This window comes from Gammaproteobacteria bacterium (assembly GCA_029881255.1).
In the GTDB taxonomy this organism is placed as follows: Bacteria; Pseudomonadota; Gammaproteobacteria; order S012-40; family S012-40; genus JAOUMY01.
The window spans coordinates 290,846-306,982 of record JAOUMY010000005.1 but is presented as its reverse complement, the minus strand read 5'-3'; the positions used below and the strand labels follow the sequence as shown (position 1 = coordinate 306,982).

The window sequence follows — 16,137 nt, the reverse complement described above, 5'->3', positions numbered from 1 at the left end:
ACGGTTTTATTCCCTTAGGGAAAAATATTTTTCAAATGTGGAATAAATGTCTATCGGCCAACGTCTATAGTCCTGTAGGTGTTTTTGTTTAACTGTCATCACATTTTGGGAGAAATAAAATGAAATTTAGCAAACTAGTGTCTAAGGTTTTCGCTATTGCTGCTGCAAGCGCAATCCTGGCTGTATCTGTATCCGCAAACAGCGTAGCTGCTGACTTTGATCCAAAATATAAAATCGTTATCCAGGTCAGCTCAGATGATGCTCAGACCCAAACTATTGCGTTGAACAATGCTGTTAACCTGCAACAGGAATACGGTCTTGACAATATCGCAGTAGAAGTCGTTGCCTACGGTCCTGGCCTGGGTCTACTGACTAAAGGTAACAAGCAGTCAGACCGCGTTAAGAGCCTGGCCACTCAGAATATTACTTTCAGCGCTTGTGGCAACACAATGAAGAAAGTTAAGGCAAAAACTGGCAAAGATCCAGTGCTGACTGAAGGCGTTCAGGTTGTTAAGGCTGGCGTTGGTCGCATCATGGAGCTTCAAATGGCCGGTTATTCTTACGTAAGACCTTAATCGGAAATACGTATTACGATAATTAGAAAAAGGAGTGGCAGCGGTGTTCCGCTGCCACTTTTTTCTTTAAAAATAGCTGGATATTGAATTCCCTTTATGCTCTAATTTGCCCCCTGGAGCATTGTTACATTATCACGGTCATTCGGTCACATCTCTCCCTGTGTTCTCAGTAAGCTACCTTGATATGTTTGCAATACCTTTTTAGTTCAACATCTTATCGAGGTATCTCACTATGAATACTGGCACAGTCAAGTGGTTTAACGAAAGCAAAGGTTTCGGATTTATTACACCTTCCGATGGCAGCGCTGACGTTTTTGTTCATTTTTCAGCCATTCAGGGTAGCGGTTTTCGCACACTGAACGAAGGTCAAACAGTAACCTTCAAAGTAGAAAATGGAGCAAAAGGACCACAGGCGACCGAAGTTCGTGTAGATTAATTCTCACCGGTTTCTGTCAAAAACCCGCCTCAATAGAAGGCGGGTTTTTCGTTTCAGGCGATCAATTTTTCAACAGCATTGAGCACTGTTTCTTCAATAAATGGTTTGCAAATCCAATCAGACGCCCCCGCCTTACTTGCCCGGTCTTTTTTATGAGAGCGGCGTTCCGAACTAATTGCCAATATAGGGGTGTAACGGTTGCAGGACTCCTGGCGGAGCTTTTCAATAAGCTCAACCCCATCCATACTTGAAATGTTAATCTCGGTAATAATTAAGCCGTATTGTTGATGTTGGGCAAGCATCCAGGCGCTTCCACCGTCCTGTGCTTCTTCAACTAAGTGACCTGCGTTTTCCAGATAATATCGTAAAATTTTGCGCACAATAAATGAGTCGTCTACGACCAGTATATTTACACCCGACATAAAATTCCTTTTTCCAGACGCCATTTTGGCGAGAAGCTTTCCATATTTTCCTAACGGGTAGAGTAATTTGCTCTTTAATGAAGTACTACTATAGAAATTTATAGGGTGGGTTGGATCAGCGTCTGCGTAAGGCATTAATATTTAGATTTGCCAGTGGTCCGTTAATGCCCACTTCTGCCCATGCGAGGCTAATAATGCCTATCTTATTTATATCAATCGTTGAGGCTAATAATTGTTGACCGTTAATATTCGAAAAGCTGGCGACAGAAATACTGCCACTCCATCCTGTGCTAGGGCGAAATTCGCGGAAGTGGAGTGTTTGATCAACACCAGCTTGGGTTTGCCACAAAACTACCGTATCGCTATTGTCTGCCACCTTTACCATCACGCTACTGTGCACGGCAGCAGGAATATCGCTGCTAAATTCCGTCACACCATTCCAGGCAAAACCTTGTTGGATTCGCGAAAAACGATTTCCATATACACGTGTGACAAATACAGGACTGGTATCTTCACTCAGCCACACAACTTGTATATCTCCGAGTCCGTTGTAGTTCGCGCGTAGATTTGAACGGCTAGATGGTATAGGAGTGGATTCGCTGATGACTTGGGGGTTTCCCCAGCCGACAATTGGATGGAAGCTCTGCGAAAGAATGTTGCCACCGCGGTCATAACCGATAAGCATGAGAACATTCCCAGGCAGGCTCGCAGTAACAATTTCTCTCGCAATATCAAAATTGATGCTGGTGAGGGTTGGGGATAGTGTGAACCAAGTTTTCCCCGGTTCAAGTTGACTCACGATTAACTCTTGTTGACCGGCGATGTTGTATTGTTGCCAAAGTTGTGATGTCCTCGTCTGGTCGTCAATTGTAGCTGAGCCAAGCGCTACACCACTACCAAACGACAAATTCTGAACGTCGCCAATTTGGGCAATTGGTGCACCGCCCATACCGCGTGCCAGGCTGGTAACTCGGCCTTGAATAGAATTGTTGAGCGTTGGCGCAGGCCAAACCATAGCGTATGCTTGTGTGTCCACGGGTGGTGAGAAAGGAAGTGTTTGTGCCGAAAATAGCAATTGAGGTTTGCCGGTGCTGTTTCCCTGTAATTGAGGCAACAGCCATATAGGGCTAGTATTCACGTAGATGTCACTGCTGTATATTTCGCCATTGTTTGACCATAACGCCTTCGCATTGTTGGCGTCGCGAGAGAATTGTATGTCTAGATATTGGGCATTCGTTTGTTGTATTTCCGGAATCGGCGAAGCACTGGTGACTGCACCAATATCATCCAAGATGCGAACCTGATAGTTTCCCCAAAGGACATTTCCCGAGAATGCATCCATCGAAACCGCGTTTTGCCAGGAAAAAATACTCGTAGCATCTTGCGGAGACAGGCTTACAGCGAATTCTCGAATTCGGGCAAGATTAGAGTTGTCAACTTGGGCCGAGGATAGCTGTACGACAGGATCCCACATACCGTGGCTTCTTGAACTGGGACTATTTTTTGAGGATGTCAATGAAGTTGCTGGGCTTGGTGGAAGGTTTTCTGCACATGCTGCCACCATAGTCAAAATAATCCATACGAGTAGCGAGATTCGCACCATGCAGTCGTCCCTACGTATATTTATTGTGTCTTAGATAAACTATAGATAGCAAATTAGTGGCGATCAAGTGCGAATAGTTTTAGACCTGGACTTCCCCCATCTAATACCAAAAATGAAGAGAATGAATCCGAAATTTCAACAATTGAAAATTGTTCCTCATCTTTTGGGGTTTGTTAGCTAAACAATTTAATGTTTCCTGGCGATACAGGAGGGTAGGAGGCTACATTATATACTTGGTCTGGAAATTCGGTTTCCCGCTCGGAAAGTTTTCATAATTGACTATCCATAGATACAATTATTTAAAATAAAGTGTGTAAATGAGAATTTTTGCTGCAATTTTGTTGATGTCTCAACTGTCTAGTGTTTCGTATGCAAATGGATTTGATTGGAAGAAATTTGCCTTTGCCCACTACGACGTTCTTCCAGGTGAAACTGTGGCAAGATTTATTATAATCAGGCAGGAAGCCAGCGGTGAAACAACGCGACGTGAAGACGTAGTAGCAGGACGAGGCCTGTTTTTTGCCGGTGGACTTGCGCTAACATACCGATCATTTGAGGCACGTCTGGATTTAGGATGGAAGAGCAACCGGGTCGGTGGAAGCGATGGCAGAGGGGTATTCTCACGTGCTCCAATTGATGCACTTGCTATGCTACGTTATCGCATGCACGGTTTAGGATTCGGAATAACGCGCCATCTCTTTGTGAGTTATCTTTGTGAGGTAGAAGGGGGATGCAATGGGCATTACAAATTTAACGACGTTGGCGGTGTGATAGCAGAATACAATTACGAAATACGCGAACGAGACGTCAGCTTTTCGATGTTTGTTGGAGTACGCTATACCATGATACGTTACAATATACCTGGTTTCAGCCACGGTGTTAGCGGAAACACGCTGGGAGCAAATATCGGCGTTTCATTTTAAATAGCGTAAGCAGCGGAAACCTAAAACTGTAGTGAAGGTAGCAAGACTAATAGAATAAAAAATACAAACGGTAGAAAAAGTGTGAATGAAACAAAGAAAGCAACAAAGGCATAAAATATAAAGCATTCCGCCAGGTCCGGCCATGAGCAGGCGCCTGTCAGGTCGAACACGTCCCGTTCATACGCTTCGAAGAACAGTTTAACTGACGACATCATAATACCTCCTTCGAGACATTACTCTGAGTACTTAACTTCTTTAGATTGCGTCGGCCGAAAGTCGTTCAGACTTGAGGACAAGGATTTTTAATCACCGTGCCCGTGGTTTTTCTTATGACTGTCACTGACAGCGGAAGAATTCTGGCGAACGCGTTTCACGATTCCGGGTAGGAAAGCGACGCAGGCAAGTAGGGCAGTTGCAAGAATGATTTTTTGTACCAGATCTTCGCCGCCGGTAATTGCCTCTTTTCCTGCATATCCAAGATAAGTATAGGCGAAGGCGCCGGGTATCATGCATAGGAGTGTCGTCACCACATAATCTCGCAGTGAAATGCGAGTCAGTCCTAATGCATAGTTCAAGAGATTGAATGGGAATATTGGTACCAGCCGCACGAAGGCAACAAAGCGCCAGCCTTCTTGTTCGATGCTGTGTTTGATGCTCCCCAGCTTGTTTTGGCTGTATTGTTCGACCCAGCCGGAAGCCAAATATCGAGCGATTAGGAAGGAGAGTGTTGCCCCGGTAGTGGCGCCGATTAAACTGTATAGGCTTCCCAAAATTGGTCCGAATAGGGCGCCGGCAGTTAGGGTGAGTAGTGAACCGGGTAAGAAGAGGACGCAGGCAATGATATATGCCCCAACAAAAATTACGGGACCGGCTCCCCCTAATTCATTTATCCACAACTGAATAGCATCGGAATCAAACTGGTGACGATTGAGTACAGCCACGACGATGCCAATGGCAAGCAAGCCCGCCATCAACACGCGGGGGAGATTCTTAATCACGTTATTTATCCTGTTCCGTGTTCTTCCAGGAGCGTCGATTGATAGCGTAAGCGCTTACTTTTCCTTTGAACGGCAGCATAAGCATACCGGGTAACCAGGTGACGGTTTTTGTTTCGGTAAATTGGTGAATTCCTATTTTCATACCTTCGTGACCATTGCGCGGCTGAGCACGATAGGTACCGAAGACGCGGTCCCAAATGGAAAGATTGAATCCGAAATTACTATTTGCCTCGTCGTCTTCCACGGAATGATGCACTCGATGCATGTCCGGTGTTACGACGATAAGGCGTAGGTATTTGTCCAGCCGCAGTGGTAGTTTCACATTGGCGTGATTAAACATCGCCATTGCGTTCAGAATGACCTCGAAAATAATTACGGCAACAAGCGGTGCGCCTAACACAATAATCGCGGCAAACTTGATTAGCATAGATAAGATAATTTCGATGGGATGAAAGCGCGCGCCGGTCGTTACATCGTAATCGGGATCAGCATGGTGAACCCGATGCAGGCGCCAAAGCGCAGGGACGGCGTGTACCAATACATGCTGAAGATAAATGATTAAATCGAGTGCGATGATGGCCAAAATAACACTGAGCCAGAAAGGCAGTTGATAAAAATTCAACAGCCCCCAACCAGCGTTTGTTGCGAAGGCCGCAACGCCGACCGCGGCAGCGGGAAATAGTATGCGTAAAATGAGGCTGTTCAGAAATACCAACCCCAGGTTATTGAGCCAGCGCATGCCCTTGGCGATAGACAGTGAGCGTCTTGGCGCAAGCATCTCCCAAGTGGCCATCACCAGCAATACGCCGAAAAAACACCCGAGGCGTATAACCACTTCGTTGTGAGTCAGCCATTCGTCAAAAGACATGAATTTCTCCGTGAATTTGTATTCAAGGGATTGTTTGAATAATATATCGGACGCGCGGTTTTGTATTCAAGTATTCATTTGAATATTATTGATCTCACTGGCAAGAGACGAGTGGTATGAAAACGTTTAAAAAGCAGTTGCTTGCTCATTTCTCACGGGTGGCTAAAGCCTTGGGCAATGAGAATCGCCTGGAGTTGCTGGAGTTTCTGGCTCAGAGCGAACGTTCGGTGGAAGACTTGGCCACGCTCACGGGGCTAAGTGTTGCTAACACATCTCATCATTTACAGCAGCTCAAACAAGTTGGTTTAGTGATCGGTCGCAAGGAAGGGCAATACGTTATCTACCAACTGAGTGGTGACGATGTGATCGCACTCACCGATCGATTGAGAGTGGTCGCCGAACGCCATCTGGACGAGGTAGAGCAGCTGATTACCGATTATCTTAATGTGAAGGACGACCTTGAGCCCATACCGGCAGCTGAGCTCTATGAGCGTGCCAGCAGCGGCCTGGTAACGGTGTTGGATGTACGCCCGGACGAAGAGTTTCAGGCCGGCCATATTGCGGGGGCTATTAACCTGCCACTGTCAGAGCTCAAGAAAAGGCTACACGAACTGGATGCGACACAAGAATATATCGCCTATTGCCGAGGGCCTCATTGCGTGCTGGCATTTGATGCGGTCGCTTTACTGCGTGAACATGGTATACACGCGCGGCGTTTGGATGGGGGCTTTCCCGAATGGAGAATTATGGGTTTGCCTACTGAGTGCTGAATAACGTTGCTGAAGTCTTATTTCCAGCCGTATAGAATTCCCATAGAAGGCCGCATATCAAATGTTTGAAATGATGGAGAGCCTATTCCGTCATAGGTGAATACATAGTTTAAGGCTGCCCACAGGCTAAGTCCGGAGCTTCCAGGATTGCCAAACTCGAGCGCAACGCCTCCGCCATAGTAGCTTCGGTCGTAAGTAAAGCTACCTGTTGTGAATCCGTCTCTTGATGAATCAGTCCGGTCAATAACAAGGTCGGCGCCTGCCATGAGTTTAAGACCCATGGGTGGAAGTATGCCAAAGGACTCCAATCGGCTTAGATAGGTGCCTACAGAGAACGCAGCGTCTACATAAGCGTCATTGCCGTTATTCGACACGAGACCAAATATCGTTCCTTGCGCAAAATGATCACCAAAGTATCGTCGGTACGTAATGCCGCTTCCATTGACCCAACCAGCAGAAAATCCCAATGCATGTTTAGCTGGCTTTAGTTGCGCAGGTTCAAGTGCGTAGACGGAAGCCGTTAAAAGCATACCTAGCACCGTTGAGCAAATGCGGAATGTCAGTGTTTGGGAAAAGCATTTCATATTCGTATTACCAACTATAAATCAGTGCCATTGCCGGGAGCGGGCTAATGAGCCACTCGCGTTTTTGCGGGCTCACATCTTCGATAGACAAGGCATAGGAAATAGCTAAAGACCAGACCAGTCCTGGTTCTCCCGGACTGCCTATGTCGATTCCGAGACCCGCGCCAGTAGTAATGAAATATGCCGATTGAAGTGTGTTGTAATCCGTATCAGGAGTAACAATAAGACCGGAGTTAATTATGCCAGACTGATAGCGCACATCTGTTCCAACAATCAATTTCAGCGCAACGGGAACCATGGAGCGTGGATCTCGTACATGGTGGAGATAGCGGGCGAAAGATACCCCGATTGTGTAGTCACTACGAAATTCATCGACATTTCCAGCAAAGGATAGCTGTAACATGTTCGGGCCTAGGTAATGTATATAGCCTAAACCACTACCGCCTATCCAACCAAAGCCTCCCGAAATACCGTGTTTGGCTTTTTGTTCGGCCATTGCCGGTGAAGAAAAACACACAACAAGTATGCACACAACCATAACCCAAGGTAACATGCCTTTGAAGCCTGATTGTCTGGTTGAGAAATGCGGCAGGTAAATGTCCATATTCGGTTACCAGTTATAAAACATGCTGACGTCTAGTTGCGGACCAAGATTCCAGTTCCAGCTACCGATATCCTTGTCCATTACTAACGCGTAATTCATGCCGATGGAAAACATCAATCCAGGAGAAAAGGTATTGCCGATTTCGAGCGCTACTCCAACTCCTGATGCGAATTTGTTAAAGCCTGAGCCCACGATATCATCTTGAGTGTAGTGACCGTCGGCGCCAATTGTCAGTACTAAGGCCGTTGGTGGGAGGGCTTTTACCATTGAGATTTCACTCAAGACGTGACCATACGACGCGCCCAGTAACAAGTTTGTCAACTTGTCATAACCATTTGCGACAGAGAAAAACCGCCCCTGCAGGAACCCATTGGAGAGATATTGCCGGAACGTTAGCCCCCCGCCAGATGCAGTGCCAGCCGAGACACCGAATGCGTGTTTAGCACTTCCAAAACTGTTGTCCTCCGCATAGACGTTGGAGACTAACAACAACAGCGATGCAATGATTAGCGGGGAAGTTTTTTTGTTTTCCATAATGACAGTTCGATATGAGTATTCCTATGCGTCCTATTCTAGACATTGATGTGAAATAGCGCAATCGATCCCTTTAGAGAAAAGGACGAGGACAATATTTGCTATTTGAATGAGAATATCTGTATTAGTGAATAGCCAATGTTTTTCGAATGTTATGAAAGTTGTGCGAAGTAAATTGTGAGAATACGTTTCTATTTCTTGTAAGAGAAAAAACGTTTGACTAATAGCAGCGTTCGTTATGCTTTGGGAGACGCAAAAGATTTGTTTGAATATCGTTGCGCCTTACTCAGGATTGATGTCGAATCAGTTTTACTTCGACGCGCAGGCCACCTTCTTTTTTATTGGAGAGTAGTATCTTTCCACCATGTGCGTGTATCGTGGTGCGACTTACGCTCATACCCAGGCCGATTCCACCGGTTTCTCGGTTTCGTGATTTGTCGATGCGGTAAAACGGCAGAAAAACATTTTCAAATTGATCAGGGGGAATGCCGTCTCCCTGATCATCGATCAGCAGTGAAATTTCTGTTTCGCCACAACTCAAAGTGACAGTGACATTTTTGCCATAAATTACGCCGTTTTCGATAATATTGGCCAGGGCACGTTTCAACGAGTTCGGCTTGCACAAGCTTATACAACGATCCGGACCGGTATATGTCGCAGGCCCATAGATATCACTGGTATCGTCACAAATAGTCTGCACCAGTGATGCGATATCTGCCTTGACACTTACCTCGGTTGCAGCGTCATCACGGATAAAGGCGAGGGTGCTTTGGATCATGGCACGCATGTCTTCAATGTCTCGCAGTGCCTTGTTGCGCTGTTCTTCGTCCTCTATTGTTTCCACTCGGAGTCGCAAACGCGTGAGAGGGGTGCGTAAGTCGTGAGAGATAGCCGCGATCAGTTGCATTCTTTCCTCGACGAAGCGCTGTATGCGTTGCTGCATCTGGTTAAAACTTTGCGCTGTATCACGTACTTCTTTTGGCCCTTTTAATACCAGGGTTTCGCTTTTCAAATCGGTGGAAAAGCGCTGAGCTGTCTCGGCCAGGCGTCTAAGGGGCTTGATTAGTTGTCGGGATATTATGTAGCCAATGAATATCAGTCCAAACAGTATCGCTGCCGAAACACTAATCCAACTCGAGGCATCCTGCTGTTTGTTGTCTAACATCGAGCCAACAAGTAATACATCAAGAGCAATCAGTGCCGCACCGAGCAACAGGATGAGAATGACGCGGCCAGTCAAATTGTCATAGATAAAGCGCATATTCACGACTCTACTTCAGGCGTGAACATATATCCGCTGTTACGAATGGTTTTGATCAATTGGGGCTGCTTTGGATCGTGCTCGATTTTTTGTCTGAGTCGGCTGAGCTGAACATCAATACTACGATCAAAGGGTATGCTGTCACGCCCCTTGGTCAGGTCGAGAAGTTGATCGCGATTGAGTATGCGTTGCGGATGTTCGACAAAGGTTTGCAGCAAATCGAATTCACCGGAGGTTAGACTAACCAGCACTCCGTCCGGATTGTGTAATTCACGTTTGGCTGCATCGAGTCGCCACCCCTCGAATCGAAAACTGTGTGTAGCATGTTCGGACGCGGATTTCGGAACGTGTTGCAGGCGTCTCAATACTGCCCGAATGCGCGCCAGCAATTCGCGCGGATTAAATGGCTTAGGTAGATAATCATCGGCGCCCATTTCCAGGCCGATAATTCGATCCGTATCCTCTCCCATAGCCGTCAGCATAATAACGGGTATTTCTGATTGCATGCGCCAGCGCCGACAAAAAGACAGACCGTCTTCGCCTGGCATCATCAAGTCGAGAACAATAAGATCGAAACGTCCCGCAGCCAATTTGTTTTCTGCTTCGGCTGCATTGTATGCCACAGAAGTTCGAATGTGATTGTCAGACAAAAACCGACTGAGCAGGCTACAAATTTCCCTGTCATCGTCAACAATCAAAATATGGGCTTGTTTCTGTGCTTGTTGCATATCGGTACTATAAACCAGATATGACAAATTTGCAGTGATCGGCGTGTAACAACACATTTCAAGAATCCAGATCGTGGGGCTCTTTTCTCCTTGTTGGCAACAATACATTACACAGGGGGTGTCTGAAATATTTCGTAACCGTTTGATACCCGTGTGAGACCTTGATCCAAACACTCTCTGCTAGAGTTTTCCTTAGTCAGTTACGACTGGTTTTCACAATCAACAGAGGAAAATATTATGAGTATCGATTGGTGGGATTATCTAAGTGGAATATTGTTGGCAGGGGCGTTTCTTCATCTGGTCTATGCCTATGCAAATATTCGATTTCCAAGCCTGTTCGGGCGTTCGACGAAAGGAAATCTAATTCATAGTATTTTACTGGCAGGCGCTTCGATCGATGTGTTTGCTTTCAACCATGGCCTGGACGCGGTGTTTAATAGTGGTCTTTTGATGGGCGGGGTGGATTTGTATTTGGTCTATCTCTTATTCGGGCGCTTTATGCATCGTCGTTGGCAGCCAACGGAATCAGGCATGACGCCCCAAGCGTGTTCTAGCGCACTTGGCTCATAAGTCCCTATTTCTGAGTATCGAGGGCCTAAGTAGGCCCTCTTTTCTTTGTTATTCAGTTGCTTATGGGTGATAGGAATTAACGATACATGGGATAATAACAAACGATTATATCTATTGTAGGTTTCGCACGATAATGTCTCCGTATTCAGTCAGCTAAGCTTTTCTTAACCTAAAGGAGAATACCATGTTAACTAATTGCGAGGGACGAAAAGTCCCCCAAGTCGTCTTTAAGACGCGTCTTAATAACGAATTTGTGGATGTGAGCAGTGATGACATATTTAAAGGCAAAACTGTGGTTCTTTTCTCGCTTCCTGGGGCATTTACGCCCACATGTTCGTCCACTCATGTACCGCGCTTTAACGATCTCGCTCCAGTTTTTCATGCTAACGGCATTGATGACATTGTTTGTTTGTCGGTCAATGATGCGTTTGTTATGGATGCCTGGAAAAAAGATCAACATGCAGACAATCTCACGTTAATCCCCGACGGCAACGGCGAATTTACCGACGCTATGGGTATGTTGGTGGACAAGTCCGACATCGGTTTTGGTATGCGTTCCTGGCGCTATTCGATGTTGGTTCGCGACGGCGTGATCGAAAAAATGTTTATCGAACCGGAAGTGCCAGGTGATCCATTCGAGGTGTCGGATGCGGATACCATGTTGCGATATATCAATCCACAGGCGGAAGTCCCTGCTGCCGTGAGTATTCTTACTCGACCCGGTTGTCCATTTTGTGCGGAAGCCAAAAAACTTTTGGACGGGCATGGCTATACCTATGAAGAGATCTCACTTGCGCACGATGTTTCGCTGCGTACAGTACACGCCATAACCGGGCTAGATACCGTTCCCCAGGTGTTTATAGAAGGAAAGCATATTGGTGGCGCTGAACAACTGAAAGCCTATTTTGGCCAGAAGACAAAAGGCGCTGCATGAACATGAAATGGCAGGCAGCTCTACAGCGCGAAAGGCTGTAGAGCTGTTTGTTTTCTCTTTAGATTTATCCCACTTTGCCAAGCCCTGTTTAATGAGCGTTTAAAGACACTTATATATGCTCTTTTCAGCTTTTTGGTTGGCAAATATTTCATGTCGAATAGTGCTTCGATTTTACGAATTCTAAATTTTCTTCTTGTTCTGCTGTTCTCACTTATTGCTTTGGGAGGATGTGCGGAAAGAGACTTTTCATCGCGGCACAAGAATGACTCAAATGGAAGCAGCAATCTAGGCGGCACTGAGCACTATAAAGTACTTGCGGTTAACCGCAGGGGAATGGCCTTTCCTGATCAAGATTTTTCGGTGTTTGCAATATTTCCTCCTGCCAATTTCATCAAGGCTCAGGTGATAAAAACGTCTACCGATAAAAAGCAATTGCCTGTATTACTCGATAATACCGAAGTTAAACTTGAGTATCAGGGCACTATGGACCGCTATGGTTCTATCAATACCAGCAGCGCCAGCAAGACGAATTTTTGGGAACATGCCGGCGAGCTATACCGGTTTTTACTTGGCAATCAAGTTCGGATTCCGCTAGATGGCGGGGTGCGAGGATTACTGTTTGATGGACAGAACATGCCCGGGCTTAATAACATTCCACAAACATTTGGTTTGTTTGATGCGAAGACCAAAGAGTTTACCGCTGCATGGGTACCGATTACACCAATAGATGATAACGGTAATCTAAACTATTTTCCGCAATTCCAAATTAGTGCGATCGTTCGCGGAGAACATCCACGCTTGCTTGCATCTACAAACATTGTGTTACCCATGGCTAAACCAATGGATTGTGCCCACTGTCATGCGACGGGTGAGATTGCAGCAAACGATGCCGTCAGTCAACGTCTGGGTATCGATATTGAGTGGAGTCAAAATTCAGATATCGACAACCAAGGAAAGGAAAACGTTTTGCTATTGCATGGGGCAACGACAGGCCTCGATTTATTAAAGAGAACACCGCTGATGTGTGCTGAGTGCCACTACTCGCCAGTTGCAGATCCGGATGGTTTGGGGCCGTCAACCTTTCATCAACAACGACGATTACCATTGTCGATTTCAATACATGCTGCACATGCCTTAAACAACCAATATCAGTTGGCCGTTTCAAACGAAACACAAAATATTCCAGAGGATGGGAATACCAGTTGTATGTATTGTCACGGTCGTGAAGCACCCTATGTTAGAGATGCTATGAGCAAGAGCGGAATCAACTGCCAAAGCTGTCACGGTGGCATGCTCGCGGTAGGTAAATCCCCTATGGTCGGTTCATCCGAACAACGAAGACCGTTTCTCGATGAACCACGTTGCGAGTCTTGCCATACGGGCGATGCGCTTCAGCATTTGGGCGACTCGATAGTGTTGAACAGAACCTTTGATGAATCCGACGTGTTTGCCACCCAGCGTCTAGCCGTTAATCGACGCTATGCAGAAGAGCCGGATAAGTTGTATCGTCAAAGTGTTGGTCACGGTGGCGTGGCCTGTCAGGGTTGTCATGGTAGTCCGCACGCTATTTGGAGTAGCTCAATTCCCGGCATGGTGGATAATTTGATCCCGATCCAGCTGCAAGGGCACGTCGGTACCATCAGTCAGTGCGAGGTATGTCATGAAAAAGGCGTTCCCGTTTCTCTAAATGGCCCCCATGGACTACACAATATTGATGATCCCCAGTGGATGGGTTCCGAACATGGTCGATTTTACAATGCCGATCCGAAAAGTTGCCAATCCTGTCATGGCTTGTCGCTGGAAGGTACACATCTATCACGTGCACTGGCCGCTCGTAGCTTTATTACAAAAGCCGGTAGCGTCATTCAGTACGGTAGTGGGCAGGTTATTGGCTGTAATGATTGTCACTTATTGACTCGCTAGCGCAAAGGCAAGTCTGTCAGCTTTTGCATTAACTCATTTTCCAGTTCCGGACTATGCTTAGTCAGTAACGATGAAATCTGTCCAATGCTGAGGTGCGGTGCAAACATTTCGACAAACTCGAGCATGTAACCGCGTAGAAAACTGCCGCGTCGTATACCGATACTGGTAACACTGTCATCAAAGAGATGACTGACATCTTTGCAGCGCAATTTCTTGTCTCGTTTCTCATCGTATGCCATATGTGCAAGTACACCTATCCCTAGCCCAAGTTCCACATAGTGTTTGATAACGTCGGAGTCGATTGCAGTTAACACTATGTTGGGTTTGAGTCCTGCCTCAATAAACGACTTATTCATCGCGGAACGGCCGGCAAAGGCAAAGTCATAGGTCACGATAGGAAATTGCGCGATCAGGTCCAGCGTCGGTTTGCGTGGTTTCAAAACTGGATGTCCGGAGCGTGCAATCAGGCACCGGTTCCAGCGATACACGGGTAACATAAGCAGCTGTTGGTAAGATGCGATGGCCTCGGTTGCAATTGCAATATCAGCATCGCCCTGAATCACCATTTCGGAAATTTGCTGTGGATGTCCTTGTCGAATACGCAGTTGAACGTCAGGATAACGTTTTACAAAGCGCGTGATAATAGCTGGGAGCGCATATCTGGCCTGGGTGTGAGTGGTGGCTATGGTAAACGTCCCTTTTTTCTCTTGGCTAAACTCCTCCCCAACAGCACGTATTGCACGAATTTTTTGCAGGATTTCCTGGCTCATGCTGACGATCGATTCGCCGGCAGCGGTTAAGCCTATTATGCGTTTGCCTTTGCGCTCAAAGATCATTACTCCTAATTCGTCTTCCAAAGCGCGTAACTGAGTACTCACACCGGGCTGTGTAGTGTGCAGCGTTTCGGCTGCACGGGAAAGGTTGTAAGCATTTTTTACTATGGCATCGATATGGCGTAACTGTGTCAGATTCATATATATCTAAAAACGTATAAGAAAATTAATATATATTATTTCAGATTATAAGCATTTCTGCCTATATTCCAACTACTCCTGTTATGTGGCTTTTAGATGGAGCTGGTTCCCAGGGACGGGATATAACTTATTTTGGTCGAGGAAACGGCAGATGAATGCAGCAATACAAAACACTTTCGAGGATATTGCGCGCTTTGAGCAAAAGCGTCATGCCTTTGAGCGGGGCGAGCTCTTTGAGGAAGATTTTGTTGCCAGTCGTCTGCAGCTTGGTGTCTACGCGCAGCGCCAGAGCGGTAGGTTTACGGTTCGGATACGCGTACCAGGAGGTAAGCTTGCTCGTACTCAACTAAGTCGAATTGCTGAACTCGGACGACGCTACTCGGACAAAGCCTTTGTAAATGTCACAAAGCGCCGGGATATACAGTTCCACTTCGTAGCACTCGAAAACGTTTCGTCACTACTACGTGGTTTAGCCGAAGTTGGTCTAACTACGCGAGAGGCCTGCGGTAATACGATATGCAATATCACGACCTGTGTATTAACGGGCGTGTGCCTGGTTGGGTATGTGGATGTGCAGGCCTATGTTAACGCGATAGTGCAATATTTTTTGCGCAACCCGGATTGTCAGCACTTACCGCGAAAATTTAGGATAAGTTTCTCGGCTTGTGAACAAGACTGTGCCCAGACCTTGATTCATGACCTAACATTTGTTGCAACAAAAAAAAATGAACGATTCGGATTTCGTGTTTACGTCGGTGGTGGCTTAGGTCACAAGCTACGCGAAGCGGTGGAGTTGGAGGCATTCATCGACGAGGGGAACATACTTTCAGTTGTTGAGGCTGTAGTTAATTTGCACAATCGAAATTCTGACGGCAGCAAACACGCCAAGTCACGTTTTAGTGACTTGGTGGAGCGAGTCGAGGCTGGTGAATTGCGTGAACTCTATAAGCGCGAGTTAAAACGTATCGAACATGCGGTGCCGGTGATTGCTGTTGGCGAGAACTGGCGTGAACCCGATGAGAAACTAATATTCGACTTTCGTGATTTGAACGAAGTCGTACCACAACGGCAAACACGAAACGTCGCAATCCCTTTGAAATTATCAAGAGGTGAATTATCTTTTCAGACCATCGAACAGTTGGACGCACTGTTGAGTCGATACGGATTGCAGGAAATAAGACTCACTCAAAACCAGAATCTGGTTTTGCCCAATGTAGTCGAATCGCAATTACAGGATCTAGTGAAAAAACTAGAACGTATAGGTCTGCACGTTCCAAATGCGGAAAACGATGTGGTGGTTTGCCCAGGCACCTGGACTTGCCGACTCGCCATTGCCGACGTGCGTGAAGTTGGCAAGGTATTGTCTGGTTTGCATGCGCCTTCGAAGACCATAGCAATTTACTGAAGCTAAAACAAACACCACTAAAAAG

At 46.4% G+C, this 16,137-nt stretch carries 18 protein-coding genes; 8 read left to right on the top strand and 10 right to left on the bottom strand.

The window, feature by feature from the left end:
• The first annotated feature begins 119 nt into the window (after positions 1-119).
• Both OEZ43_12445 and OEZ43_12440 read left to right on the top strand, forming a co-directional pair.
• A complete protein-coding gene (locus tag OEZ43_12445) occupies positions 120-575 on the top strand; it encodes a DsrE family protein (protein ID MDH5546396.1) in 456 nt (151 codons plus the stop codon).
• Between the two features lie 232 nt (positions 576-807).
• Entirely contained in the window at positions 808-1,011 is a 204-nt protein-coding gene (locus tag OEZ43_12440) for a cold-shock protein (GenBank protein ID MDH5546395.1), read from the top strand.
• Between the two features lie 53 nt (positions 1,012-1,064).
• On the opposite strand, the gene OEZ43_12435 is transcribed toward OEZ43_12440, so the two are convergent.
• Positions 1,065-1,568, bottom strand: a complete 504-nt coding sequence (locus OEZ43_12435; protein MDH5546394.1) for a response regulator — start codon at positions 1,566-1,568, stop codon at positions 1,065-1,067.
• Positions 1,549-2,907, bottom strand: a complete 1,359-nt coding sequence (locus tag OEZ43_12430; protein MDH5546393.1) for a hypothetical protein — start codon at positions 2,905-2,907, stop codon at positions 1,549-1,551. The genes OEZ43_12435 and OEZ43_12430 overlap by 20 nt, the downstream gene beginning before the upstream one ends.
• 446 nt (positions 2,908-3,353) lie before the next feature.
• On the opposite strand from OEZ43_12430, the gene OEZ43_12425 reads away from it, so the two are divergent.
• Positions 3,354-3,959: a hypothetical protein gene (locus OEZ43_12425; protein ID MDH5546392.1), complete on the top strand. Its 606-nt coding sequence runs from the start codon at positions 3,354-3,356 to the stop codon at positions 3,957-3,959.
• 302 nt (positions 3,960-4,261) lie between these two features.
• On the opposite strand, the gene OEZ43_12420 is transcribed toward OEZ43_12425, so the two are convergent.
• Together OEZ43_12420 and OEZ43_12415 are read right to left on the bottom strand one after the other, a co-directional pair.
• The gene (locus tag OEZ43_12420; protein MDH5546391.1) at positions 4,262-4,957 is read right to left on the bottom strand and encodes a TVP38/TMEM64 family protein; all 696 of its coding nucleotides are present in this window, start codon (positions 4,955-4,957) and stop codon (positions 4,262-4,264) included.
• Between the two features lies 1 nt (position 4,958).
• Positions 4,959-5,825, bottom strand: coding sequence for a sterol desaturase family protein (locus tag OEZ43_12415; protein MDH5546390.1), 867 nt, complete (start codon positions 5,823-5,825; stop codon positions 4,959-4,961).
• 116 nt (positions 5,826-5,941) lie between these two features.
• On the opposite strand from OEZ43_12415, the gene OEZ43_12410 reads away from it, so the two are divergent.
• A complete protein-coding gene (locus OEZ43_12410; protein MDH5546389.1) occupies positions 5,942-6,595 on the top strand; it encodes a metalloregulator ArsR/SmtB family transcription factor in 654 nt (217 codons plus the stop codon).
• A 17-nt stretch (positions 6,596-6,612) separates the two neighbouring features.
• On the opposite strand, the gene OEZ43_12405 is transcribed toward OEZ43_12410, so the two are convergent.
• From OEZ43_12405 to OEZ43_12385, 5 genes are all read right to left on the bottom strand, one after another.
• Complete coding sequence (locus tag OEZ43_12405; protein MDH5546388.1) at positions 6,613-7,125, bottom strand: hypothetical protein; 513 nt, start codon at positions 7,123-7,125, stop codon at positions 6,613-6,615.
• 61 nt (positions 7,126-7,186) lie between these two features.
• A complete protein-coding gene (locus tag OEZ43_12400; GenBank protein MDH5546387.1) occupies positions 7,187-7,783 on the bottom strand; it encodes a hypothetical protein in 597 nt (198 codons plus the stop codon).
• 6 nt (positions 7,784-7,789) lie between these two features.
• Positions 7,790-8,317: a hypothetical protein gene (locus OEZ43_12395; protein ID MDH5546386.1), complete on the bottom strand. Its 528-nt coding sequence runs from the start codon at positions 8,315-8,317 to the stop codon at positions 7,790-7,792.
• Positions 8,318-8,603: 286 nt separating this feature from the next.
• Positions 8,604-9,578 (bottom strand): ATP-binding protein, encoded by a 975-nt coding sequence (locus tag OEZ43_12390; protein ID MDH5546385.1) that lies wholly within the window; start codon positions 9,576-9,578, stop codon positions 8,604-8,606.
• Positions 9,579-9,580: 2 nt separating this feature from the next.
• The gene (locus OEZ43_12385; protein MDH5546384.1) at positions 9,581-10,306 is read right to left on the bottom strand and encodes a response regulator; all 726 of its coding nucleotides are present in this window, start codon (positions 10,304-10,306) and stop codon (positions 9,581-9,583) included.
• Positions 10,307-10,543: 237 nt separating this feature from the next.
• Between OEZ43_12385 and OEZ43_12380 the strand changes: the two genes are divergently transcribed.
• From OEZ43_12380 to OEZ43_12370, 3 genes are all read left to right on the top strand, one after another.
• Positions 10,544-10,876 carry a hypothetical protein gene (locus OEZ43_12380; protein MDH5546383.1) on the top strand — a complete coding sequence of 111 codons (333 nt, stop codon included), beginning with the start codon at positions 10,544-10,546 and terminating at the stop codon, positions 10,874-10,876.
• Positions 10,877-11,060: 184 nt separating this feature from the next.
• On the top strand, positions 11,061-11,810 hold the full coding sequence (locus tag OEZ43_12375; GenBank protein MDH5546382.1) for a glutathione peroxidase: 750 nt from the start codon (positions 11,061-11,063) through the stop codon (positions 11,808-11,810).
• Positions 11,811-11,960: 150 nt separating this feature from the next.
• On the top strand, positions 11,961-13,733 hold the full coding sequence (locus OEZ43_12370) for a cytochrome c3 family protein (protein ID MDH5546381.1): 1,773 nt from the start codon (positions 11,961-11,963) through the stop codon (positions 13,731-13,733).
• On the opposite strand, the gene OEZ43_12365 is transcribed toward OEZ43_12370, so the two are convergent.
• Positions 13,730-14,707: a CysB family HTH-type transcriptional regulator gene (locus OEZ43_12365; protein ID MDH5546380.1), complete on the bottom strand. Its 978-nt coding sequence runs from the start codon at positions 14,705-14,707 to the stop codon at positions 13,730-13,732. The two genes, OEZ43_12370 and OEZ43_12365, sit on opposite strands and share 4 nt — an antisense overlap.
• Before the next feature lie 151 nt (positions 14,708-14,858).
• Here OEZ43_12365 and OEZ43_12360 point away from each other — a divergent pair, with 151 nt between their 5' ends.
• Positions 14,859-16,112 (top strand): nitrite/sulfite reductase, encoded by a 1,254-nt coding sequence (locus OEZ43_12360; protein MDH5546379.1) that lies wholly within the window; start codon positions 14,859-14,861, stop codon positions 16,110-16,112.
• Positions 16,113-16,137: the final 25 nt, after the last annotated feature.